A 22,839-nucleotide genomic window follows, 5' to 3' on the forward strand; every position below is an offset into this window, starting at 1 on the left:
TGCAGTTTCCATTTTTTGACAAACATTTATTTTTTATGTCTTTGACATTTGCCTCACTATCATGGCAAAAATAATTTAACAGTCAGTAACATAGGTGTGTCACTGATTGCGCCTTCCCGCATCGGGTCGGGAAGTACCCTTGCAAATTTAAACCAATAGTTGGTGATGGATTACTGGGGGCTGTTGACTAGGCTTAATGAGGTAAACAGAACAAAAGTAGTGATCCACTCTTTTCAGGGTAAGCGACTATAACGAGGGCAAAGTTATGGGCATCTTCGAGCATTATCAACAGCGATATGAGAAAGCCAGGGAAGAGGAATACAGCATCCAGGAGTTCCTGGATATGTGTAAACAGGACAAGTCCTGCTACGCCTCTGCCGCCGAACGTCTGCTGACCGCCATCGGTGAGCCTGAGATGGTCGACACCTCTGCCAATCCCAGACTCAGTCGTCTTTTTTCCAACCGCGTCGTGGCACGCTATCCCGCCTTCAAAGACTTCTACGGCATGGAAGAGGCCATCGAACAGATCGTCTCCTATCTCAAACACTCCGCCCAGGGGCTGGAAGAGAAGAAACAGATCCTCTATCTGCTGGGCCCGGTCGGCGGTGGTAAATCCTCGCTGGCAGAAAAACTCAAATCCCTGATGCAGAAGGTGCCTATCTATCGCATCAAGGGGTCACCGGTCAACGATCACCCCTTCTGCCTGTTCGACATCGAAGAAGATGGCGAGCTGCTGGAAAAAGAGTACGGCATCCCGCGCCGCTACCTGCGCCCTATCATGTCCCCCTGGGTCGCCAAGCGGCTGCACGAGTTTGGTGGCGACATCACCAAGTTCAAGGTGGAGAAGGTCAACCCCTCCATCCTCGACCAGATTGCCATCGCCAAGACCGAACCGGGCGATGACAACAACCAGGACATCTCCTCCCTGGTCGGCAAGGTGGACATCCGCATGCTGGAGCACTTCGCCCAGGATGACGCCGACGCTTACTCCTACTCGGGCGCGCTGTGCAAGGCGAACCAGGGGATCATGGAGTTCGTCGAGATGTTCAAGGCGCCCATCAAGGTGCTGCACCCGCTGCTGACCGCCACCCAGGAGGGCAACTACAACGGTACCGAGGGGCTCTCCGCCCTTCCCTTCGACGGCATCCTGCTGGCTCACTCCAACGAATCCGAGTGGCAGCAGTTCCGCAACAACAAGAACAACGAGGCGTTCCTCGACCGGGTCTACATCGTCAAGGTGCCTTACTGCCTGCGGGTGTCGGAAGAGGTGAAGATCTACGAGAAGCTGCTGGTCAACAGTGAGCTGACCGATGCCAAGTGCGCCCCGGGAACCCTGGAGCTGCTGGGCCAGTTCTCCGTGCTGTCGCGCCTCAAGGAGCCGGAAAACTCCAGCATCTACTCCAAGATGCGGGTCTATGACGGCGAGAGTCTCAAAGACACCGATCCCAAGGCGAAGAGTTATCAGGAGTACCGCGATTACGCCGGTGTCGACGAGGGGATGAATGGCCTCTCCACCCGCTTTGCGTTCAAGATCCTCTCCCGCGTCTTCAACTTCGACCACGCGGAAGTGGCGGCCAACCCGGTACACCTCTTCTATGTGCTGGAGCAGCAGATCGAGCGCGAGCAGTTCCCGCAGGAGCTGCATGACCGCTACCTTGAATTCATCAAGGGCTATCTGACCCCGCGCTACGTGGAGTTCATCGGCAAGGAGATCCAGACCGCCTACCTCGAGTCCTACTCCGAGTACGGTCAGAACATCTTCGACCGCTATGTCACCTACGCCGACTTCTGGATCCAGGATCAGGAGTACCGTGACCCTGAAACCGGCCAGCTGTTTGACCGCGCCTCTCTCAACAGCGAGCTGGAGAAAATTGAAAAACCCGCCGGGATCAGCAATCCGAAGGATTTCCGCAACGAAATCGTCAACTTCGTGCTGCGTGCCCGCGCCAACAATGCAGGCCGTAACCCTAACTGGACCAGTTACGAGAAGCTGCGCACCGTGATCGAGAAGAAGATGTTCTCCAACACGGAAGAGCTGCTGCCGGTTATCTCCTTCAACAGCAAAACCTCGGCCGAGGAGCAGAAGAAGCACGATAACTTTGTCGAACGGATGATGGAGAAAGGCTACACCCGCAAACAGGTGCGTCTGCTCTCCGAGTGGTATCTCAGGGTACGCAAGTCATCCTGACCCTGACTGTTCAAGGGGGAGTTATGGCGCATTTTATCGACCGCAGGCTCAACGGCAAAAACAAAAGCGCTGTCAATCGGCAGCGCTTCATCCGCCGCTACAAGAAGCAGATCAAACAAGCGGTCTCTGATGCTGTATCCAAACGCAGCATTCAGGACGTGGATACCGGCGAGAGCATCAGCATCCCGACCAAGGACATTGGCGAGCCCCATTTCCATCAGGGGCAAGGCGGTAAACGGGAGATGGTACACCCCGGCAACGACCAGTTCGTCTCCGGCGACAAGATTGACCGCCCCAAGGGAGGAGGTGGCGGTCAGGGCTCCGGTGAGGGGCAGGCATCCAATCAGGGAGAAGGAGCGGACGACTTCGTCTTCCAAATCTCCAAGGATGAGTATCTGGACCTGCTGTTTGAAGATCTGGAGCTGCCGAGGCTGCAGAAAACCCAGCTCAATCAGCTGATGGAAGTCAAAACCTACCGGGCGGGTTACACCTCCAACGGGGTGCCCGCCAACATCAACGTGGTGCGTTCACTGCAAAACTCGCTGGCCCGCCGCATGGCGCTGCAGGCAGGCAAGAAACGCCAACTGCACGAACTGGAGGATCGTCTCGCCCTGTTGGCCGCCGATCCCACCGAACACTTTGCGGAGATGGCCCAGCTCGAAAAAGAGATCCGTGAGCTGAAGAGACGGATCGATGCGGTGCCCTTTATCGACACCTTCGATCTCAAGTTCAACAACTTCGTCAAACGGCCCGTGCCTTCCAGCCAGGCGGTGATGTTCTGCCTGATGGACGTGTCAGGCTCCATGGATCAGGCCACCAAGGAGATGGCCAAGCGTTTCTATATCCTGCTCTATCTGTTCCTGAGCCGGACCTACAAGAACGTCGAAGTGGTCTACATCCGTCACCACACCCAGGCCAAGGAAGTGGACGAGCACGAATTTTTCTACTCCCAGGAGACGGGCGGCACCATAGTCTCCAGTGCGCTCAAGATGATGAACGACATCATCAACGAACGTTACCCCGCCAACCAGTGGAACATCTACGCAGCACAAGCGTCAGATGGTGACAACTGGGCCGACGACTCGCCGCAGTGCCGGGAGATCCTGGTGCGGGACATCATGCCGCGGGTGCGGTACTACTCCTACATCGAGATCACCACCCGCGCCCACCAGACCCTGTGGCACGAGTATGAGTCGGTCGCCAGCCAGTTCCCCCACTTCGCGATGGAGCATATTCGCAAGGTCGAGGATATCTATCCGGTATTCCGGGAGCTGTTCAAGAAGCAAGCGGCTTGAGGGAGGTCATATGGTAGAAACCGCAAGAAAAGTAGCGCCGCTGGACGATGGCCCGGACTGGAACTTCGACCTGCTGGACATTTACCATCAAGAAATAGCCCGGGTCGCCAAATTCTATAGACTGGACACCTACCCCAACCAGATAGAGGTGATCACGGCGGAGCAGATGATGGATGCCTACTCCAGCGTCGGCATGCCCATCGGTTATCAGCACTGGTCATTCGGCAAGCGCTTCATCCACACCGAGCGCAACTACAAGCGTGGCCAGATGGGGCTGGCCTACGAGATCGTCATCAACTCGGATCCCTGCATCGCCTATCTGATGGAGGAGAACACCATGCCGATGCAGGCCTTGGTGATGGCCCACGCCTGCTACGGCCACAACTCCTTCTTCAAGAACAACTATCTGTTCAAGGCTTGGACCGATGCCTCTTCCATCATCGACTATCTGCTCTTTGCCAAGAACTACATCACCGAATGCGAAGAGAAGCACGGCATCGACGCGGTGGAGAAACTGCTCGACTCCTGCCATGCGCTGATGAACTTCGGGGTGGATCGTTACAAGCGGCCCCAGAAAATTTCCATGGCCGAAGAGAAGCGACGCCAGAAGGCACGGGAAGACTATCTGCAAACCCAGGTCAACGAGCTGTGGCGCACCCTGCCCAAACAGCACAAGGCCTCCGGGGTGGAAGACCGGCGCTACCCTGCCGAGCCACAGGAGAACATTCTCTATTTCATCGAGAAGAATGCCCCCCTGCTGGAGCCCTGGCAGCGCGAGATCGTACGTATCGTGCGCAAGATCAGCCAGTACTTCTACCCGCAGAAACAGACCCAGGTGATGAACGAAGGGTGGGCCACCTTCTGGCACTACACCATCCTCAATCACCTCTATGACGAGGGCAAGATAAGCGATCGCTTCATGATCGAGGTGCTGCACAGCCACACCAACGTGGTCTATCAGCCCCCCTACAACAGTCGCTACTACTCGGGGATCAACCCCTACGCCCTCGGTTTTGCCATGTTCACCGATCTGCGCCGCATCTGCGAGCACCCGACCGAGGAGGACAGATACTGGTTCCCCGACTACGCGGGCAGCAACTGGGTAGAGACGCTGCATTTCGCCATGCAGAACTTCAAGGACGAGAGCTTCATCAGCCAGTTCCTGAGTCCCAAGGTGATGCGCGACATGAAGCTGTTTGCCATCGATGACGACGACCTGAAGAACTACCTGAAGGTCTCGGCCATCCACAATGACGAAGGCTATCGTCAGGTGCGCAACACCCTGTCAGCCCAGTACAACCTGAGCAATCTGGAGCCCAACATCCAGGTCTACAACGTGGCGGTGAAGGGGGATCGCTCCCTCACCCTGCGCTATGTGCCACACAACCGGATCCCGCTAGGAGACTCCCGTCACGAGGTGCTCAAGCATCTGCACCAGCTGTGGGGTTTCGACGTGATACTGGAGCAGGACAATGGCGAACTGCCTCCCGACATCATAGGGCGCTGCCCGGAGAAGAAACCGGTCTGATCCCCTCACCTTGCAGCCATAAAAAAACGCGCCAATCGGCGCGTTTTTCTTGCATCAGAACAGGCTCAGTTGTCGCAGAGATTGCTCGGCATGTCCTGGCGCAAACGGGTCCAGAGTTTACCGGACTCGATGCCGTATTGACGCACCGTCATGAACACGGCCTCGTGATTCTTGGTCTCGGCCAGGTTAAGCAGGGTCTTGTAGTAGGCATCCGCGGTTTCACGCGCCTGCTTGTCGGAGAAGTAGTAGCGGCCAACCCGGCTGTACAGCCCTTTGAAACCGTTCAGGATCAAGGCGTAGATGGGGTTGCCGGAGGCGAACGACAGCTGATGGTGCAACCGGTAGTCGAAGTCCGCATAAGCTTCGGCTGTGTTCTCCACCTCGGCGGCGCCGCGCAGGATCTCAGCGGCCTGCTCCGGATTGTTGCGGATCGCACCACGAATGAAGATGGTGCAGATGTTGGTACGCGCCGACAGCAGCTGAGCCACCAGATCCGGTACCTTGTCCTGATCGAGACGAGCCAGGGTCTCCAGAATGTTGAGTCCCGAGGTCTCCCAGAAGTTGTTCACCTTGGTCGGTTTGCCATGCTGGATGGTGAGCCAGCCATCGCGGGCCAGACGCTGCAGCACTTCACGCAAGGTGGTTCGGGTCACCCCAATCAGCTCGGACAGCTCGCGCTCGGCCGGCAAGATGGATCCTGGAGGAAAGCGATTGTTCCAGATGGACTCGATGATGTATTCCTCGGCAAACCCTGCGGGGCTCTGCGCTTTTATGACCATGTAGTGACTCTGTTGTAGTACGTAAAAAAGGCTCACGAATAATAGCAAAGCAGGGAGGGCTGGCAAGCAGAAGGTCAGTCCTCTGCTCACATCGCCGGGTGATTTTGTTAAAAAAATGTATTTCAGTCGGCGATGGGTGCCAGCCAACCCCTGGATTGCCCATAAAACCACCATACTCATGGGCAAGGGCGACTATGTTATTTATAGTTAATGCTCTTTTTGATTAAAATCATGAGGAATCAATCTGATAAGGGACAACATCCGGATGTTCTGGTCGAGCCTGTCTTGACTGCATAGACGCAGATACCAACCACAAAACAGAGACCCATTATTATGCCAATCAGCTTAGGGCAAGCCTTTGCCAGGAACTTTCTGGGCAACGCCCCCCAGTGGTACAAGGCCGCTATTCTTCTATTCCTGCTGATCAACCCGATCGCCTTTTATCTCGATCCCTTCATGGCCGGCTGGCTGCTGGTCGTCGAGTTCATTTTCACCCTGGCCATGGCCCTCAAGTGCTATCCGCTGCAACCCGGCGGCCTACTGGCCATCGAGGCAGTGCTGATCGGCATGACCTCGGCACAGCAGGTCAAACATGAACTGGTCGCCAATATCGAAGTGCTGCTGCTGCTGGTGTTCATGGTGGCCGGCATCTACTTCATGAAGCAACTGCTGCTCTACGTGTTCACCAAGCTGCTGATCCGGATCCGCTCCAAAACGATGCTATCCCTGGCGTTTTGTCTGGTCTCCGCCTTCCTGTCAGCCTTCCTCGATGCCCTCACCGTGATTGCCGTGGTGATCAGCGTCGCCACCGGCTTCTACGCCATCTATCACAAGGTCTCCTCCGGCAAGGAGTTTGGCCACTCCCACGATTACACCGATGATGGCACCGTCAACGAGCTCAATCGTCAGCACCTGGATGACTTTCGTGCCTTCCTGCGCAGCCTGATGATGCATGCAGCCATCGGTACTGCCCTCGGTGGCGTCTGCACCCTGGTGGGAGAGCCGCAGAACCTGATCATCGGTGAACAGGCCGGCTGGAACTTCGTCGAATTCGCCATTCGCATGTCTCCGGTCACGGTTCCGGTGTTTATCTGCGGTCTGCTGACCTGCGTCCTGGTCGAAAAGTGTCGCTGGTTTGGCTATGGCGCCAAATTGCCGGACGCGGTACGTCGCATCATGGAGGATTACAACCGTTATGAAGAGGCCGAGCGCACCGCTCAGGACAAGGCCAAGCTGATCGTGCAGGCGGTGATCGCCCTCTGGCTCATTCTGGGGCTTGCTCTGCACCTGGCGGCGGTGGGCCTCATCGGCCTGTCAGTCATCGTGCTGGCCACCTCCCTCACCGGCATCACCGAAGAGCACTCCCTCGGCAAGGCATTCCAGGAGGCACTGCCCTTTACCGCCCTGCTGGCCGTCTTCTTCAGCGTGGTCGCCGTCATCATCGATCAGCAGCTGTTCAAGCCGGTGATCCAGTGGGTGCTGGCGGCCGAACCCGACGCCCAGCTCGCGCTCTTCTACCTGGCCAACGGCCTGCTCTCCATGGTCAGTGACAACGTCTTCGTCGGCACCGTCTACATCAACGAGGTGAAGACCGCCCTGCTCAACAATGCCATCAGCCGCGAGCAGTTTGAGCTGCTGGCGGTGGCCATCAACACCGGTACCAACCTGCCGTCGGTAGCCACCCCCAACGGCCAGGCCGCCTTCCTGTTCATGCTGACGTCGGCACTGGCGCCGCTGCTGCGCCTCTCCTACGGCCGGATGGTGTGGATGGCGCTGCCCTATACCCTGGTGCTGGGTCTGGTGGGTTTCTTCTCGGTGGAGTTTCTGCTCGGCCCGCTTACCGACTGGTACTATCAGGCCGGCTGGCTGACGCTCGACAACGCCGCGCCTGCGGTACTGTCCGCACTCTACTGAGTGCCATGAGGGCCCGCCTGGGCCCTTTCTTTTTGGCCCCTGCTCTGCTCTAATTCAGCCACTGTTTTTTCTGTGAGATCAACCAGATGATTGAGTTTCTGCGCCGTATAGCCGCCCATCGCCTGGCATGGGGCCTGCTTGCAGCCTCCGCCCTGTTCCTCGAGTTGAGCGCCCTCTTCTTCCAGCACGTGCTGGGTCTGCATCCCTGCGTCATGTGCATCTATGAGCGGCTCGCCACTCTCGGGGTCCTCATGGCGGCGCTGCTCGGCATGGTGGCTCCGCAGAAATGGTATGTGCGCTGGAGCGCCCTGCTGATGTGGGGCGCCAGTGCCTTCTGGGGCCTGAAGCTGGCGCTCAAGCATGTGGACTATCAGGTGAACCCCTCTCCCTTCAATGTCTGCGAAGGGTTTGTCGACTTCCCGAGCTGGGCACCGCTGGATCAGTGGATCCCCTGGATGTTCTTCCCGGATGGCGACTGCAGCGAGGTCAGCTGGCAGTTCCTGAGCTTCTCCATGCCCCAGTGGCTGGTGGCCATCTTCGCCGCCTACTTGCTGGTGTTCGTTGTGGTGGCCATCGGCAACCTGGTCAAGGGGCGCTGCTGCAACTAGGTCGGATCAACATCATCCGTCGCGAAAAGGGAGCCAGTGGCTCCCTTTTTCATGAAGACTGCGGGCGGCGTCTTGAGCTCTGATATCGCTCTTCAACGTCTCGCTCCCCTGCCAGCCATCCTGGTGACTGCCTGCTTGCTCGCCGATTGGCCTTTCCTCCAGGCTCATCAGTGAGCAATCAGTAATCAGCACCATGCTCAAACAAAAAAGGGAGCCTGCGGCTCCCTCTCATGACACGGCCAACAAGGCTGACTCAGGAAGCCACCTTGCCGGCGTTGAGCTTGGCTTTCACCATGCCGATCACCATGGGCAGCAGCGAGATACCGATGATGCCGAAGATGAGCAGGGTAAAGTTCTGACGCACCACCGGCAGGTTGCCGAAAAAGTGGCCGGCGTAGACAAAGGAGATCACCCACAAGAGCCCTCCCACCAGATTGAACGCCAGGAAGCGCGGATAGGTCATGGCCCCCATGCCCGCCACGAAGGGGGCGAAGGTGCGCACTATGGGCAGGAAGCGGGTGATGATGATGGTCTTGCCGCCGTGTCTGGCGTAGAAGGCGTGGGTCTTGTCCAGATAGTCCCGCCGGAAGATCTTGGAGTCCGGGTTGCGAAACAGCTGCTCGCCGAAGAAGTGACCTATGGTGTAGTTCACCACGTTGCCGAGCACGGCAGCGATGATCAACACGACCGCCAGGGTGTGCACGTCCAGCACGCTGCCCACGGTGAGGGCACCGGCGGCAAACAGCAGGGAGTCACCCGGCAGGAAGGGGGTGACCACCAGTCCGGTCTCGCAGAAGATGATGAGAAACAGGATGGCGTAAACCCAGATACCGTAGTTTTCAAACAGCTCTTTCAGATGCACGTCAACGTGCAGGATAAAGTCGATTGCAAAGAGGATCAGATCCATTTTTCCATACTCATGATGTGAACGGCCTGGAGTCTACGCCAATGCCAGGCAGGCCACAATCGCTGTGGAGTGCCTCCTGTGCTCGCCGCCAGGCGTCGCTCGAATGAAACCCTTTATCCCGCCTCAGCCTCCCCCCGATATCGCAAACCTGTCGTGCCCTGACCGCTCAGGAGGCGCCGGCAGACAGCGCTCCCAGCCCCACAGGAGGAGCAACAGCAGGGTGGCATCATCGAGCCAGCCGACCAGCGGCACCAGGTCGGGCACCAGATCCACCGGGCTGATGCCGTAGAGCAGCACCAGGATCACCAACCCCCTGGCCCACCAGGGGGTGGCAGGATGGCGAAAGCCCTGATAGAGGCGACGCAAGCGCCGCCAGATGAGCCAGCGTCGGGCGCTCATGACTCGATCAGCTCGCCGCGCAGCCGCTGGATCTGATCCCGCAGCGCCGCCGCCTGCTCGAACTCCAGATCTCGCGCATGCTGGAACATCTGCTCCTCCATTCGTTTGATCTCCTTGGCGATCTCGCTGGCGGAGCGGGCGTGGTACTCCCCTTGCGGCTCGGCGGCCTTGCGGCTCCCCTTGCCGGCCTTGCCCGCGGTGCGGCTGCCCCCCATGTCCATCACATCGCCGACGGACTTGTTGAGCCCCTTCGGCGTGATGCCGTGCTCCAGGTTATGGGCGTACTGCAGGGCGCGGCGCCGCTCGGTCTCTTCAATGGCGACCTTCATGGAGTTGGTGATGGTATCCCCGTAGAGGATCACCTTGCCGTTGAGGTTGCGCGCCGCCCGACCTATGGTCTGGATAAGTGAACGGGTGGAGCGCAGGAAGCCCTCTTTATCAGCATCCAGGATGGCCACCAGGGAGACCTCCGGCATGTCGAGGCCTTCGCGCAGCAGGTTGATGCCCACCAGCACGTCGAATTTGCCAAGGCGCAGGTCGCGGATGATCTCCACCCGCTCCACGGTATCGATGTCGGAGTGCAGATAGCGCACCCGCACCTCGTGATCCGCCAGGTATTCGGTCAAGTCCTCCGCCATCCGCTTGGTGAGGGTGGTGACCAGCACCCGCTCCTCCACCGCCACCCGCTTGCGGATCTCGGAGAGCAGATCGTCCACCTGGGTGCTGACCGGCCGCACTTCCACTTCGGGGTCAAGCAGACCGGTGGGGCGCACTACCTGCTGCACCACATCGCCGCCGGATTTGTCCAGCTCGTAGGGGCCCGGGGTCGCCGAGACGAACACCGTCTGCGGCATCAGCGCCTCGAACTCGTCGAACTTGAGCGGCCGGTTGTCCAGCGCCGACGGCAGCCGGAAGCCGTACTCCACCAGAGTCTCCTTGCGGGATCTGTCCCCTTTGAACATGGCGCCGATCTGCGGCACCGTGACGTGGGATTCGTCGATGATGAGCAGGCCGTCCCCCGGCAGGTAGTCAAACAGGGTGGGCGGCGGCTCTCCCGGCGCGCGGCCGGAGAGGTAGCGGCTGTAGTTCTCGATACCGGAGCAGTAGCCCAGCTCCTGCATCATCTCCATGTCGAACTGGGTGCGCTGGCTGATGCGCTGCTCTTCCACCAGCTTGTTGAGGGACAACAGCTGCTCGCGCCGCCCTTTGAGCTCCTCCTTGATGTGCTCGATGGCCCCCAGTATGGTCTCCCGTGGGGTGGCGTAGTGGGTCTTGGGGTAGATGGTGTAGCGCACCACCGTCTGCTCGATGGCGCCGGTCAGCGGATCGAACAGGGAGAGCCGCTCCACCTCTTCGTCAAACAGCTCTACCCGCAGGGCCAGCTTGTCCGACTCGGCGGGATAGATGTCCATCACCTCCCCCCTTACCCGGAAGGTGCCGCGCTGGAAGGCCATGTCGTTGCGGGTGTACTGCAGCTCGGCGAGGCGGCGCAATATGTCCCGCTGGTTGATCACATCCCCCACTTTGAGGTGCAGCATCATGCTGAGGTAGGCCTGCGGATCCCCCAGGCCGTAGATGGCCGACACCGAGGCGACGATCACCACGTCGCGCCGCTCCAGCAGCGCCTTGGTGGCCGACAGCCGCATCTGCTCGATGTGATCGTTGATGGAGGCATCCTTCTCGATGAAGGTATCGGTGGTCGGCACATAGGCCTCGGGCTGGTAGTAGTCGTAATAAGAGACGAAATACTCCACCGCGTTGTCGGGGAAGAACTCCTTCATCTCCCCATAGAGCTGGGCCGCCAGGGTCTTGTTGGGAGCCAGGATCATGGTGGGACGGTTGAGGGTCGCGATGACGTTGGCCATGGTGAAGGTCTTGCCCGAGCCGGTCACCCCGAGCAGGGTCTGATGGGCGAGGCCAGACTCGATGCCGTCGAGCAGCTGGGCGATGGCCCTTGGCTGATCCCCGGCGGGTTGAAACTGGCTGGCCAGCTTGAATAACTTGCTCATGACGACTCCCGGCAAAAATACGCAAGAGCAGAAGTGTACTCCGAGATGGGGTGGCCTGGGTATCCACTCTGGCAGCAGAAGCGGCTATTGACCTCGAAATGCGACCTCTGTATGATGCTCCTCCTTGCCTGATGTTCCCCCGTAGTTCAGTCGGTAGAACGGCGGACTGTTAATCCGTATGTCACTGGTTCAAGTCCAGTCGGGGGAGCCAATTCCTCACCATCTCGGTGCAAGTTATCCACTTTAGTGCTTTCCTCTACCAATTTTAATGCACAAGCCGCACCCTGCGGTGACCTCTCTCTTTTTTCCCCCATCCGCCTCGACAGCGTTTTGTTCTGCTGCGCGTAACTATTTGATTTTTATAGAAACAATCTTTATCTGGTATTTTTTGAACAGCCCTTGCAGCCCAGTATTGGCGCGGGCTACAGCCTGATCACCAAGTTTCATAAACAGGGTTATCCACAGTTTCTGTGGGTAAGTAGGCCAAAGCCAATGACGGCCTAGGCTGGCAGGCCATTGCCGGCAAGGCCGGCACGTTTGACTCGCCAACCTCATTTTCTGCTGTTTTTGCCGCGCCCCCCGAATGGGTCGCCAGTGCCCGCATCAGATGCTTTTTACAGATATCTTTTCGCCATCCCGCCACAGATGGGTCACCCTGCACGGGCGGGCCGCGACCAATCGCCAGACTCATCCCATCCCCATCAGTCAAAAATGCTGCCAGAGAGCCAAATCGACCAACCAAACAGCAGAGCGTAAAATTTCAAGCGGCCCCCAAAGACGAGGATCACAGATAGCAGGAATCACTAATTGACAGCGGGGCTGGCAGAGAGAAATAGAGGTCATTGCCGCAGGTGCCCCCCAGTTACCCTCATGACCCCGAGGGCGGTGGCGGGTTAGTACCGATTAATGCGCCTTTGACGCTTCTTTATTGGTGAGGGATCCGGCACAATGTCGGCCCCACTTTTTTCCTCGGTTTTTCCGGGCATGACCATAGATTTCGTGACACTGCTACATCAAAGCGACTCCCTGCTGCTGTTCGTGGTACTGGCTTTCGGCCTGCTGCTCGGCAAAGTCAGGGTTGGCAACTTCCAGATAGGCAACACCATAGGCGTGTTGTTCACCGCCCTGCTGTTCGGCCAGATGGGCTTCGAATTCAGCACCACCACGGAGAACGTCGGCTTCATGCTGTTCATCTTCTGCGTGGGGATCGAAGCGGGGCCGCACTTCTTCAGCGTCTTCCTGCGCGACGGCATCCACTACATCACCCTGACCCTAGTGATCCTGCTGACCGCCCTCTTCCTCACCGTGGGACTGGCCAAGTTCTTCAACCTGGGGCCGGGCATGGCCGCCGGCATCCTGGCCGGTTCGCTCACCTCGACCCCGGCGCTGGTGGGGGCCCAGGATGCCCTGCGCAGCGGCCTGCTCAACCTCCCCCATCAAACCGACATGCAGTCGGTGCTCGACAACATGGGCATCGGCTATGCCCTGACTTACCTGGTGGGACTGGTGGGCCTGATGATGGTGGTGCGCTACCTCCCCTCGCTGGCACGGCTCGACCTCAACACCGAGGCGCAGAAGATCGCTCGCGAGCGCGGTCTCTCCGACAACGAGAGCCGCAAGACCTACCTGCCCATCATCCGCGCCTACCGGGTCGGCCCCGAGCTGGCGGCCTGGATCGGTGGTCGCACCCTGCGCGAGACCGGCATCTATCCTCACACCGGCTGCTACGTGGAGCGGATCCGCCGCAACGGCATCCTGGCGAGTCCGGATGGTGACGCCGTCATCCAGGAAGGGGACGAGATCGCCCTGGTAGGCTACCCCGAGAGTCACGAGAAGCTTGACGTCAACTACCGCAACGGCAAGGAGGTGTTCGACCGCAACCTGCTTGACCTGCAGATCGTCACCGAAGAGATAGTGGTGAAAAACGACGCTGTGGTGGGTCGCCACCTGGTGGAGCTCAACCTCACCGAGAAGGGCTGCTTCCTCAACCGGGTGGTGCGCTCCCAGATCGAGATGCCGTTCGATCGCAACATCATGCTGCAAAAGGGCGACGTGCTGCAGATCAGCGGCGAGAAGCAGCGGGTCAAGCTGCTGGCCAACAAGATCGGCTTCATCAGCATTCACAGCCAGACCACGGATCTGGTGGCCTTCACCACCTTCTTCGTGCTGGGCTTGCTGATTGGCTCCGTCTCCCTGGTGTTCGGCCAGCTGGAGTTTGGCCTCGGCAACGCCGTCGGCCTGCTGCTGGCGGGGATCCTGATGGGCTACCTGCGCGCCAACCACCCCACGGTGGGTTATGTGCCGCCGGGCGCCCTGCGTCTGGCCAAGGATCTCGGCCTTGCCGTCTTCATGGTGAGCACCGGCCTCAAAGCCGGTGGCGGCATCCTGGATCACCTGAGCGAAGTGGGGATGGTGGTGCTCTTCTCCGGCATGCTGGTGACCACCTTGCCGGTGCTGGTGGGCTACCTGTTCGGCGTCTGGGTGCTGAAGATGAACCCGGCCCTGCTGCTCGGCGCCATCACCGGGGCCCGTACCTGCGCCCCGGCCATGGACGTGGTGAACGAGGCGGCCAACAGCTCCATCCCGGCGCTCGGCTATGCCGGCACCTATGCGGTGGCCAACGTCATGCTGACCCTGGCGGGCTCCTTCATCATCGGCTTCTGGTTCTAGCGCCGACCAAGTGTCGTCAAAGGGGAGCCACTGAGGCTCCCCTTTTTATTCTCTGCTCTGTTCCCCACTTCCCCGCTCGCCTGCCCCTTCATCGGATAGGGCCTATGGTGCTATCCACCCCCCGCCGAGCAAACCCAATGAGCTAAAGCGCCCGCCCCATGCCGCTTACACTCAATGAAAAACATGAGGGCAGTATCATGACGCGGTTATGGATCCTCCTCCTGTGCGGACTGCTGTGCGGCCCGCTGCAGGCCGCAACGCCAGCGCAGGCCGACGCCGAGCCGGCCGCACTGACGTTCAACAGCGACCAGCTGGCCCAGCCCCAGCTTGGCGATCTCGATGCCATGCTGGCACGGCGCTCCATCCGGGTGCTCACCACCTACAACAAGACAGGTTACTTCATCGACAAGGGGATACAGCGGGGCGTCACCTATGACGCCTTCATGTTGCTGGAGAAGCGGCTCAACGAGCAGTTGCGCAAGCAAAAGAACCTCAAGCGCCATCTCAAGCTGCACCTGATCTTCATCCCGGTGGCACGCGAAGCCCTGTTGGATGCCCTCATCGCGGGCAAGGGTGACATCGCCGCCGCCAACCTCACTATCACGGACAAGCGCAAGGAGCAGGGCGTGGCATTCACCGCTCCCCTGCTCGACAACGTGCAGGAGCTACTCATCTCCGGCCCCCTCTCCCCCAAGGTGGAAAGTGCCGCCGACCTGGCCGGCCAGCGCATCTACGTGCGCCCCTCCTCCAGCTACTTCGAGAGCCTCATGGCCTACAACCAGGCACGCAAGGCGGCGGGAGAGCCGCTCATCGACATTCAACCGGCCCCCGAGGCACTGGAGGACGAAGATCTGGTAGAGATGGTCAACGCCGGCCTGCTCCCTTTCATCGTCATGGACGAGCACAAGGCGCGCTTCTGGCAGAAGATCTTTCCCGCCATCCGGATCCATGAACAGCCGGTGTTCCGGCAAGGGGGTGTCATCGCCTGGGCGGTGCGCAAGGAGAGCCCGCAACTGCTGGCCATGCTCAACAAACAGATCAAGGCGCTGCGCGGCAAGGCAACCGGGGACGAGCTCCTCGCCCGTTATCTCAAGCAGAACAAGTTCGTCAAGAGCGCCGCCGCCGAGGCCGAGCGCAAGAAGTTTCTGCAGGTGGTGGATCTGTTTCGCGCGTATGGCGAGAAATACGAGGTGGACTGGCTGCTGATGGCAGCCCAGGGTTATCAGGAGTCGGCCCTCAACCATCAGGCGCGCAGCCACGTCGGCGCCATCGGCATCATGCAGATCATGCCCGCCACCGGCAAGGGCCTGAAGGTGGGCGACATCCGCCAGCTTGAGCCCAACATCCATGGCGGCGTCAAATACATGCGCTGGATGATCGACCACTACTATGCGGACGAGCCCATGACCGCCCTCGACAAGGCGCTCTTCTCGTTCGCCTCCTACAATGCCGGCCCCGCCCGGGTGGCACGGCTGCGCACCGAGGCCAAGAAACGGGGGCTGGATCCCAACGTCTGGTTTCACAACGTCGAGTACGTGGCGGCGGAGAAGATAGGGCCCGAGACCGTCACCTACGTGGGCAACATCTACAAGTACTACATCGCCTACAAGCTGGTGGTGGAGCAGTTGCAGCGCAAGCAGCAGGCGAACGAGGCCATCAAGCAGCAGGGTGCCAGCGGCGACCAGGTCTCCGCCGCCCCCACATCATAGGGATAAGTCAGCTCCCTCTTTCGCGAGGCTCCCCTTCTGACGGGGGAGCCTCGCGCCTTTTCAGCCGGCGGCGCAGTGCAGCCTGCCCCCCTTCCGGCCTGTCAGAGCGAGCAGTTCTCCCTGTCGTGACCAGAATGAACAAAATAGCCATTACGGTCAGATTGTTTTCCAGCCAGACATGATTAATTAACCTTCCCGCAACAATCACAAGGAGAGCACCATGTTGCAAGGAACCTTCAAGCGCACCCTGATCGGTAGCCTGCTCGCACTGAGCTTCGGCGCCCACGCCCAGATCAACGAAGTCCACTTCCTGATCCCGGGCGGTGCCGGCGGCGGCTGGGATACCACGGCCCGCGGCACCGGTGAAGTGCTGGCCAAGTCCGGTCTGGTCAAGACCGTCTCCTATCAGAACATGTCCGCCGGTGGCGGCGCCAAGGCCATCGCCCATCTCATCGAGACCTCGGCCCAGTCCGACAAGACCCTGATGGTCAACTCCACCCCCATCATCGTCAAATCCCTCTCCAAGGAGCTGCCCCAGTCCTTCCGTGACCTGACGCCGGTGGCCGCCATCATCGCCGACTACCAGGCGCTGGCGGTGAAGGCGGACTCCCCTTATCAGAACTGGGCCCAACTGCTGGCCGCCTACGAGGAGAACCCGGCCAAGGTGAAGATCGCCGGTGGCTCAGCCCGTGGCAGCCTGGATCACCTGGTCGCCGCCCTGACCTTCAAGAATGCCGGTGCCGACGCCAGCAAGCTGCGCTACGTCGCCTACGATGCTGGCGGCAGCGCCATGGCCGCCGTGCTGGCCGGGGAGACCCAGGCCATCTCCACCGGCTTTGGCGAGGCGATGGAAGCGGTCAAGTCGGGCCAGATGCGGATCCTCGGGGTCACTTCCGACAAGCGCCTACCGGGGGCGGAGCAGATCCCCACCTTCAGCGAGCAGAACAATCCCACCGTCTTCGCCAACTGGCGCGGTTACTTCGCCTCCCCCACCATCAGCCCGGAGAAATCCGCCGAGTTTGCCGCCCTGCTCAAGCAGATGTACGACAAGCCGGAGTGGGAAGTGGTCCGCAGCCGCAACAGCTGGACCAACCTCTACAAGTCCGGTCCCGAGTTCACCGCCTTCCTCGACGACCAGGAGCAGCAGATCGGCGGCCTGATGCGCGAGCTCGGCTTCATCAAGTAACCCTCGTTGTCACATCGCAGGCGGGCGCAGGCCCGCCGCTCATGTTGGAGTCAAGAGATGAACATCACCAAGGAGCGACTGGGGGGCCTGCTGTTTCTGCTGCTCTCCCTCGCCTATGGCTATTACGCCACCGAGATACCGGGCTACCCCGGCGACGAATACGAACCCTTCACCGCCAGTACCCTGCCCTATGCCCTGGCCGGGATCGGGGCGCTGCTCTCCCTGCTGCTGGTGCTCTTTCCCGGGGGTGAGCCTCTGCGCCGGGAAGAGGGGGACTGGCGCCGGGTCTTCATCCTGCTCGGGCTCATGGTCATTTACGGACTGGGGCTCACCTGGTTTGGCTTCGTGCTCTCGACCATCGCCTTCCTGAGCGTGGGCATCCGGGTACTGGGTGAGCCCAGCCTGCGCTACGGCCTGATGATCAGCGTCCCCTTCTCCATCAGTTTCTGGGCCCTGCTCACCAAGGGGCTCAACGTCTATCTGGAGCCGGGTCGCCTGTTCACCCTGCTCGGTTTCTAAGGAGTCACCATGTTAGACGGAATCTTGCAAGGACTCGGCACCGCACTGCTGCCGGTCAACCTGATGATGGTGGTGCTTGGCTGCTTCATCGGCACCTTTATCGGCATGCTGCCGGGCCTGGGCCCGGTCACCGCCATCGCCCTGATGATCCCCATCACCTATGGCCTGGATCCCTCCTCCGGCATCATCCTGATGGCCGGCGTCTATTACGGCGCCATCTTCGGGGGCTCCACCTCCTCCATCCTGATCAACGCCCCCGGCTGCTCCGCCACCGTGGTCACCGCTTTCGACGGCTATCCGCTGGCCTGCAAGGGACAGGCTGGCAAGGCGCTGGCCATCGCCGCCTACGCCTCCTTCACCGGCGGCACCCTCTCCGCCATCATGCTGATGGTGGCGGCGCCGCTGCTGGCCAAGGTCTCCCTCTCCTTCCAGTCGGCGGACTACTTCGCCCTCATGGTGCTGGGGCTCTCCGCCGTGGCGGCCTTTGCCGGCAAGGGGCAGGTGCTCAAGGCGCTGATCATGGCGCTGTTTGGTATCATGATCTCCACCATCGGCATCGACCGCAGCGTCGGGGTGGACAGGTTCACCTTCGGCCTGCCGGACCTGCGTGACGGCTTCTCCTTCCTGCTGCTGGCCATGGCCACCTTTGCTCTGGCGGAGATCCTGATGGCGGTGCTGCGCCCCGGCAAGGACAACAGCGAGGAAGAAGCCAGGCAGATGCAGCAGCTCGGCAGCCTCAAGCTGAGCAAGGAGGAGGTCAGGGAGATAGCGCCCCCCATCGCCCGCTCCTCGGTGCTAGGCTTTCTCATCGGCGTGCTGCCGGGGGCCGGCGCCACCATCGCCGCCTTCATGGCCTACGGCGCCGAGCGCAACATCGCCGGCAAGCAGCGCCAGGAGCAATTCGGCCAGGGCAGCCTGCGCGGTCTGGCCGCGCCGGAAGCGGCCAACAATGCCGCCTCCACCGGCTCCTTCGTGCCCCTGCTGACCCTGGGGATCCCGGGATCCGGCACCACGGCCCTCATCCTGGGCGCCCTGGTGGCCTACGGCATCCAGCCGGGCCCGCGCCTCTTCATGGAGCATCCGGACGTCTTCTGGTCGGTGATCATCTCCATGTACCTGGGCAACGTGGTGCTGTTGATCCTGAACCTCCCCCTCATCCCCTATCTGGCCAAGGTACTGGCGGTGCCGCGCCCCGTGCTGATCCCCATGGTGCTGCTGTTCTCCCTGACCGGGGTCTATCTGGTCTCCTTCAACACCATGGACATCCACGTGATGACCCTGGTGGCACTGATCGCCATCGGCCTGCGCCTGCTCACCTTCCCCATGGCCCCCATGCTGCTCGGCTTTATCCTGGGGGGCATGCTGGAGGACAACCTGCGCCGGGCCCTGGTGATCAACGACGGCTCCCTGAGCTTCCTGTGGGAGCGCCCCATCACCCTGGCCTTCACGGTGATCACCCTGACCATGCTGCTGTTGCCGCTGTGGCAGTGGTGGCAGGCGCGCCGCGCACCGGCCGCCACACTGCAATCCGAGCCAAGCTGAGTTGGCGGATCCCACACAGCAAAAGAGCGCCGACAGGCGCTCTTTTTATTGGCAAAAGTGGATGGGGAGTTACGCCAGTCAGGGCTGGCGATAACGCCGCTCCGGCCGGCCAACGGTGCCGTACTCCAGCTCCGGACTCGCCAGTTGCTGGCCCACCAGAAACTCCAGATAGCGGCGCGCCGTGGTGCGGCTCACCCCGACCCGGCCGCCGATCTCCTCGGCGCTGGCTCCTTGCTGGGTCAAGGCAGCCAGCACCCGCTGCAGGGTGAGGCCGTCGATCCCCTTGGGCAGGCCACCCGCCGCCACCTGCTGCAACGGCGTGCCAAACAGGGCGTCCACCGCCTGCTGATCGATGTCCGCCAGGGCCGCCAGGGCGGCGCGACTCTGGCAATATTTGTCGAGGGTGTCGCGCAGCCGCTCGAATACCACGGGCTTCAAAATGAAATCCACCACCCCGAGCCGCATCGCCTCCTGCAGGGCTGCGGCCTCCCGCGCCGCGGTGAGCAGGATGACGTCCAGACTGGCCCCGGCCTGGCGCAGCTCGCGCAACAGGGCAAAGCCCTCGCCATCGGGCAGCCAGACATCCAGCAGCACCAGATCGGGCTTGAGGATGGCGATCTGCTCCCTGGCATCAAACAGGGTGAGCGCCACTCCCAATACTTCGAAACCTGCCAGCCGCTGCACGAAGCGGCGGTGGATCTCGGCGATAGCCGGATCGTCCTCGACGATCAGGATCTTGATCACTCACACCTCCTTGGGAATGTAACAGACAACGCAACTTCCCTGCGCCGTGGCTTCGATGGTGATCTGCCCCTGCAGGGCATCCAGGGTCTTGCGCACCAGAGAGAGGCCGATGCCGTGATCCGGCTCCGCCTTGCTGCTCACCCCCCGCTCAAACAGCCGATCTGCCAGCGCAGGATCGATGCCACCGGCCCCGTCTTCCACCTCCAGAATGAGATCCTGGCCGAGATCGCTCAGGGCCACCCGCACCGGCTGGTAGGGGGCGCCGTGGCGGCGGGTCGCCTCGAAGGCATTGTCGATGAGGTTGCCCAGTACCGTCACCAGCTGGGAGCCGCTGACGCGAAGGGGAATGTCGTGCAGGCGAGAATCCGGGTCCACCTCCAGCACCAGCCCCAGCTCGTGGGCCCTGTGGTACTTGCCGAGCAGCAGGCCGGCCACCTTGGGTTTGGCGATGGCCGTCATCAGGAAGTTGAGCAGGCTCTGCTCGGTGGCCGCCTCCCGTCCGATGAAGGCGAGCGCCTCGCCGGTGGCACCCAGCTCAATGAGCCCGGCGATGGTGCCGAGCTGGTTGTGGTGCTCGTGGGTCTGCACCCGCAGCAGATCGCTGTAGGCCTGCACCTGGGAGAGCTGGGCACTGAGCTCTTCCAGCTCGTCCTTGCGCCGAAAGCTCGACACCGCGCCGATCAGTTTGCCCTCGCGCACCAGCGGCAGCCGGTTGACGATGAGGGACTGGCCGTTGAGCACTATCTCCTCGTCAAACTGGGGGCGCGGATCCTGAATGAGGGAGAGCATGCGACTTTCCGGCAGCAGCCGGGTGACCGGCTGGCCGATGGCGGCCCGGGCGATGGCCTCGTCCAGACGCAGCAAGCGGATGCCATTGGGGTTGAGGGAGGTGAGCCGCCCCTGCTCGTCGATGGTGAGGATCCCCTCACGCACGGTGCGCAGGGTGCAGTCGAGCTCGGTGTAGAGACGCCCCATCTGCTCGGGCTCGAAGCCGAGCAGCGCCCGTTTGTAACGGCGGGCCAGCCAGGTGGCGGCCAGGCTGTTGAGCAGCACGATGAGCAGGGTCATGGCGAGACCGAAATGCAGAAAACCCTGCAGATCCGCCTCGATATCCCGCACCAGATAACCGACCGAGACCACCCCGATGACCTGACCGAGCTCATCGCGGATGGGGCTCTTGCCACGCACCGAGACCCCGAGGGATCCTTGAGCGCGGGAGATGTAGGACTCCCCCAGCAAGGCACGTTGCGGGTCATCCCCCATCATGGGCTGGCCGATGCGATCCGCATTGGGGTGCACCAGCCGGCGCGCCTCCTTATCGCCAACGACGATGTAGCTGGCGCCGACCTCGGCGCGGATCCGCTCCACCAGCACATTGAGGCGGGCGGTGTCGGCCCGTTTCACCCCGGCGATGACGCCGGACTCTCGCGCCACCAGCCGCGCCACGTCGAGGGCCTGATCCCCCACCTCGCGGTAGCGCTGCTCGGACACATAGTAGTAACTGGCCCCGCTCAGCAGCACCAGCTGCAGCAGACTGACCAGACAGAGCATGAGCAGGATGCGTCCTTGCAACCCCAGCCTCATGCCTCCTTGTCGCCTCGCAACAAGTCGAGCAGCAGGCTGCCGTCGCGCAGGGCCTTGTGCACCTGCACCGAGGTGGGCTTGGTGGGATCTTCATAGAAGTGGGTGGACTCGATCTGCAGGCGCACCAGGTACTCGGCCGGCAATTGGCTGGCCAGCGACTGGTGCAGCATGGGGAACAGCAGCCGATCGGCGCGGGTGATCTCCCCCCCCAGCAGCAACTTACCCGGATTGAGCAGACAGATGAGGTTGGAGAGCACCCGGGAGAGGCGCCCCGCCGCCTGATGGAGAATGTCCTGACAGAGGCTGTTGCCCGCCAGCGCCAGCTCGCACAGCTCGCGAATGGTGACGCTCTCGGGCAGATCGTGCTCCTGCATCCGCTCGCGCAGATCCCGATACTGGGCTTCGAGCGCCTGATTGGTCACCAGGGTGCAGGCACAGCCGAAGCCGCCGCAGTAGCAGCGCTGGCCATAGGGTTCGAGCTGCAGATGGCTGAGATCGCCGAGCAGCGCGTTCTCGCTCTCGATGAGCTGGCCGTTGACCACCATGCCGACCCCGATGTCGTTGTGCACGAACACCAGCACCGCATCGGCGCAGTTCTTGGCGGCTCCCCACTCACGCTCGGCCTGGATCCAGGTGCGCACGTCGCCGCTCACCAGCACCGGCACCGCGAAGGCCTCCTGCAGGGTCGGACCGAGCGGCCAGTTGCGCAGATCGTAGAAGGGGAAGTGCTTGACCATGCCGGAGTGGCGCTCCACCTGCCCGGGCAGGCAGAGGGCGATGCAGGCCAGACGCAGCGCTTTTTTGGGCAAGAAGCCCTCGATGGCCCGCACCAGGCTGGCCAGCAGGTCGGCGCGCTCCCCTTCGCTGAACACGTGACGATGGCGGGCGAGGGAGCGGCCTGCCAGGTCGAACAGCGCCATGTCCACATAACCGCGGCCAAGGCGCATGGAGAGAAACTGGAAGCGGCGCTCGTTGATGCGCAGCAGGGTCTGGCGGCGACCGCGCCCCACCGAGCTCTCGCCGCAGGTGACCACCAGACCGCCGTCGAGCAGCTCGCGGGTGATCTTGGTGATGCTGGCAGGCGAGAGACCAGTCAGGCGGGAGAGATCGGTACGGGACAGCTCCTTGTGCTCCTCCAGGCTGGCGTAGACCAGGCCATAGTTGAGCTGACGGATCAAATCGATACTGCCTTTCACGATCTCATTCATAGGGTAAGGGGCAACAGCTGACACAGAGGGCGACAATTTTCACACATTAT

General features: G+C 61.1%; 18 protein-coding genes and 1 tRNA gene. 11 read left to right on the plus strand and 8 right to left on the minus strand.

All coding sequences use genetic code 11. The annotated features are described in order from the left end of the window. Positions 1–265: 265 nt before the first annotated feature. From AB5Y98_RS07185 to AB5Y98_RS07195, 3 genes are read left to right on the plus strand one after another with little or no spacing between them, the layout of a single operon-like run. The gene (locus AB5Y98_RS07185; RefSeq protein ID WP_005300364.1) at positions 266–2,188 is read left to right on the plus strand and encodes a PrkA family serine protein kinase; all 1,923 of its coding nucleotides are present in this window, start codon (positions 266–268) and stop codon (positions 2,186–2,188) included. Between the two features lie 23 nt (positions 2,189–2,211). Beyond that, positions 2,212–3,483, plus strand: a complete 1,272-nt coding sequence (locus AB5Y98_RS07190) for a YeaH/YhbH family protein (RefSeq protein WP_010634123.1) — start codon at positions 2,212–2,214, stop codon at positions 3,481–3,483. Between the two features lie 10 nt (positions 3,484–3,493). Further along, complete coding sequence (locus AB5Y98_RS07195) at positions 3,494–5,011, plus strand: SpoVR family protein (protein ID WP_005300359.1); 1,518 nt, start codon at positions 3,494–3,496, stop codon at positions 5,009–5,011. Between the two features lie 65 nt (positions 5,012–5,076). Here AB5Y98_RS07195 and fadR read toward each other — a convergent pair whose 3' ends face one another. Beyond that, on the minus strand, positions 5,077–5,790 hold the full coding sequence (gene fadR, locus AB5Y98_RS07200) for a fatty acid metabolism transcriptional regulator FadR (RefSeq protein WP_017780097.1): 714 nt from the start codon (positions 5,788–5,790) through the stop codon (positions 5,077–5,079). 333 nt (positions 5,791–6,123) lie between these two features. Here fadR and nhaB point away from each other — a divergent pair, with 333 nt between their 5' ends. Both nhaB and dsbB read left to right on the plus strand, forming a co-directional pair. Further along, positions 6,124–7,704, plus strand: a complete 1,581-nt coding sequence (nhaB, locus tag AB5Y98_RS07205; RefSeq protein ID WP_005300353.1) for a Na(+)/H(+) antiporter NhaB — start codon at positions 6,124–6,126, stop codon at positions 7,702–7,704. A gap of 86 nt (positions 7,705–7,790) precedes the next feature. Next, positions 7,791–8,312 (plus strand): disulfide bond formation protein DsbB, encoded by a 522-nt coding sequence (gene dsbB / locus AB5Y98_RS07210; RefSeq protein ID WP_005300350.1) that lies wholly within the window; start codon positions 7,791–7,793, stop codon positions 8,310–8,312. Between the two features lie 253 nt (positions 8,313–8,565). On the opposite strand, the gene AB5Y98_RS07215 is transcribed toward dsbB, so the two are convergent. The 3 genes from AB5Y98_RS07215 to uvrB form a co-directional block, all read right to left on the minus strand. Further along, complete coding sequence (locus AB5Y98_RS07215) at positions 8,566–9,219, minus strand: DedA family protein (RefSeq protein ID WP_065017709.1); 654 nt, start codon at positions 9,217–9,219, stop codon at positions 8,566–8,568. A gap of 123 nt (positions 9,220–9,342) precedes the next feature. Continuing rightward, on the minus strand, positions 9,343–9,618 hold the full coding sequence (locus tag AB5Y98_RS07220) for a YkvA family protein (RefSeq protein ID WP_368231607.1): 276 nt from the start codon (positions 9,616–9,618) through the stop codon (positions 9,343–9,345). Further along, positions 9,615–11,627 (minus strand): excinuclease ABC subunit UvrB, encoded by a 2,013-nt coding sequence (gene uvrB / locus AB5Y98_RS07225; RefSeq protein WP_362796560.1) that lies wholly within the window; start codon positions 11,625–11,627, stop codon positions 9,615–9,617. The genes AB5Y98_RS07220 and uvrB overlap by 4 nt, the downstream gene beginning before the upstream one ends. A gap of 135 nt (positions 11,628–11,762) precedes the next feature. Between uvrB and AB5Y98_RS07230 the strand changes: the two genes are divergently transcribed. Continuing rightward, positions 11,763–11,838: transfer RNA gene (locus AB5Y98_RS07230), tRNA-Asn, on the plus strand. A 222-nt stretch (positions 11,839–12,060) separates the two neighbouring features. Here the strand turns inward: AB5Y98_RS07230 and AB5Y98_RS07235 are convergent. Continuing rightward, on the minus strand, positions 12,061–12,318 hold the full coding sequence (locus tag AB5Y98_RS07235) for a hypothetical protein (protein ID WP_368231608.1): 258 nt from the start codon (positions 12,316–12,318) through the stop codon (positions 12,061–12,063). A gap of 293 nt (positions 12,319–12,611) precedes the next feature. On the opposite strand from AB5Y98_RS07235, the gene AB5Y98_RS07240 reads away from it, so the two are divergent. The 5 genes from AB5Y98_RS07240 (at position 12,612) to AB5Y98_RS07260 (ending at position 19,253) form a co-directional block, all read left to right on the plus strand. Next, a complete protein-coding gene (locus tag AB5Y98_RS07240; protein ID WP_010634129.1) occupies positions 12,612–14,297 on the plus strand; it encodes an aspartate:alanine antiporter in 1,686 nt (561 codons plus the stop codon). Between the two features lie 197 nt (positions 14,298–14,494). Further along, positions 14,495–16,006, plus strand: a complete 1,512-nt coding sequence (locus AB5Y98_RS07245; RefSeq protein WP_368231609.1) for a transporter substrate-binding domain-containing protein — start codon at positions 14,495–14,497, stop codon at positions 16,004–16,006. Positions 16,007–16,226: 220 nt separating this feature from the next. Continuing rightward, positions 16,227–17,192, plus strand: coding sequence for a tripartite tricarboxylate transporter substrate binding protein (locus AB5Y98_RS07250; RefSeq protein ID WP_368231610.1), 966 nt, complete (start codon positions 16,227–16,229; stop codon positions 17,190–17,192). Between the two features lie 57 nt (positions 17,193–17,249). Further along, positions 17,250–17,711 carry a tripartite tricarboxylate transporter TctB family protein gene (locus AB5Y98_RS07255; RefSeq protein WP_368231611.1) on the plus strand — a complete coding sequence of 154 codons (462 nt, stop codon included), beginning with the start codon at positions 17,250–17,252 and terminating at the stop codon, positions 17,709–17,711. 9 nt (positions 17,712–17,720) lie between these two features. After that, positions 17,721–19,253, plus strand: a complete 1,533-nt coding sequence (locus AB5Y98_RS07260) for a tripartite tricarboxylate transporter permease (RefSeq protein ID WP_017765438.1) — start codon at positions 17,721–17,723, stop codon at positions 19,251–19,253. Between the two features lie 78 nt (positions 19,254–19,331). Here the strand turns inward: AB5Y98_RS07260 and AB5Y98_RS07265 are convergent, their stop codons facing one another. The 3 genes from AB5Y98_RS07265 to AB5Y98_RS07275 are packed head-to-tail and all read right to left on the minus strand — an operon-like array spanning position 19,332 to position 22,789. After that, positions 19,332–19,997, minus strand: a complete 666-nt coding sequence (locus AB5Y98_RS07265) for a response regulator (protein ID WP_042049372.1) — start codon at positions 19,995–19,997, stop codon at positions 19,332–19,334. Next, positions 19,998–21,581 carry an ATP-binding protein gene (locus AB5Y98_RS07270; protein ID WP_368231612.1) on the minus strand — a complete coding sequence of 528 codons (1,584 nt, stop codon included), beginning with the start codon at positions 21,579–21,581 and terminating at the stop codon, positions 19,998–20,000. Next, positions 21,578–22,789, minus strand: coding sequence for an ROK family transcriptional regulator (locus AB5Y98_RS07275; protein ID WP_005300317.1), 1,212 nt, complete (start codon positions 22,787–22,789; stop codon positions 21,578–21,580). Before AB5Y98_RS07275 ends, AB5Y98_RS07270 begins: the two co-directional genes overlap by 4 nt. Positions 22,790–22,839: the final 50 nt, after the last annotated feature.

It is taken from the genome of Aeromonas sp. s3, from assembly GCF_040907805.1.
Classification (GTDB): domain Bacteria; phylum Pseudomonadota; class Gammaproteobacteria; order Enterobacterales; family Aeromonadaceae; genus Aeromonas; species Aeromonas dhakensis.

Bases quoted from the DNA above. Each gene is read 5' to 3' on its own strand.
- AB5Y98_RS07185 (WP_005300364.1), top strand. From the start codon at position 266: ATGGGCATCTTCGAGCATTATCAACAGCGATATGAGAAAGCCAGGGAA.
- AB5Y98_RS07190 (WP_010634123.1), top strand. From the start codon at position 2,212: ATGGCGCATTTTATCGACCGCAGGCTCAACGGCAAAAACAAAAGCGCT.
- AB5Y98_RS07195 (WP_005300359.1), top strand. From the start codon at position 3,494: ATGGTAGAAACCGCAAGAAAAGTAGCGCCGCTGGACGATGGCCCGGAC.
- fadR (WP_017780097.1), bottom strand. From the start codon at position 5,790: ATGGTCATAAAAGCGCAGAGCCCCGCAGGGTTTGCCGAGGAATACATC.
- nhaB (WP_005300353.1), top strand. From the start codon at position 6,124: ATGCCAATCAGCTTAGGGCAAGCCTTTGCCAGGAACTTTCTGGGCAAC.
- dsbB (WP_005300350.1), top strand. From the start codon at position 7,791: ATGATTGAGTTTCTGCGCCGTATAGCCGCCCATCGCCTGGCATGGGGC.
- AB5Y98_RS07215 (WP_065017709.1), bottom strand. From the start codon at position 9,219: ATGGATCTGATCCTCTTTGCAATCGACTTTATCCTGCACGTTGACGTG.
- AB5Y98_RS07220 (WP_368231607.1), bottom strand. From the start codon at position 9,618: ATGAGCGCCCGACGCTGGCTCATCTGGCGGCGCTTGCGTCGCCTCTAT.
- uvrB (WP_362796560.1), bottom strand. From the start codon at position 11,627: ATGAGCAAGTTATTCAAGCTGGCCAGCCAGTTTCAACCCGCCGGGGAT.
- AB5Y98_RS07235 (WP_368231608.1), bottom strand. From the start codon at position 12,318: ATGAGTCTGGCGATTGGTCGCGGCCCGCCCGTGCAGGGTGACCCATCT.
- AB5Y98_RS07240 (WP_010634129.1), top strand. From the start codon at position 12,612: ATGACCATAGATTTCGTGACACTGCTACATCAAAGCGACTCCCTGCTG.
- AB5Y98_RS07245 (WP_368231609.1), top strand. From the start codon at position 14,495: ATGACGCGGTTATGGATCCTCCTCCTGTGCGGACTGCTGTGCGGCCCG.
- AB5Y98_RS07250 (WP_368231610.1), top strand. From the start codon at position 16,227: ATGTTGCAAGGAACCTTCAAGCGCACCCTGATCGGTAGCCTGCTCGCA.
- AB5Y98_RS07255 (WP_368231611.1), top strand. From the start codon at position 17,250: ATGAACATCACCAAGGAGCGACTGGGGGGCCTGCTGTTTCTGCTGCTC.
- AB5Y98_RS07260 (WP_017765438.1), top strand. From the start codon at position 17,721: ATGTTAGACGGAATCTTGCAAGGACTCGGCACCGCACTGCTGCCGGTC.
- AB5Y98_RS07270 (WP_368231612.1), bottom strand. From the start codon at position 21,581: ATGAGGCTGGGGTTGCAAGGACGCATCCTGCTCATGCTCTGTCTGGTC.
- AB5Y98_RS07275 (WP_005300317.1), bottom strand. From the start codon at position 22,789: ATGAATGAGATCGTGAAAGGCAGTATCGATTTGATCCGTCAGCTCAAC.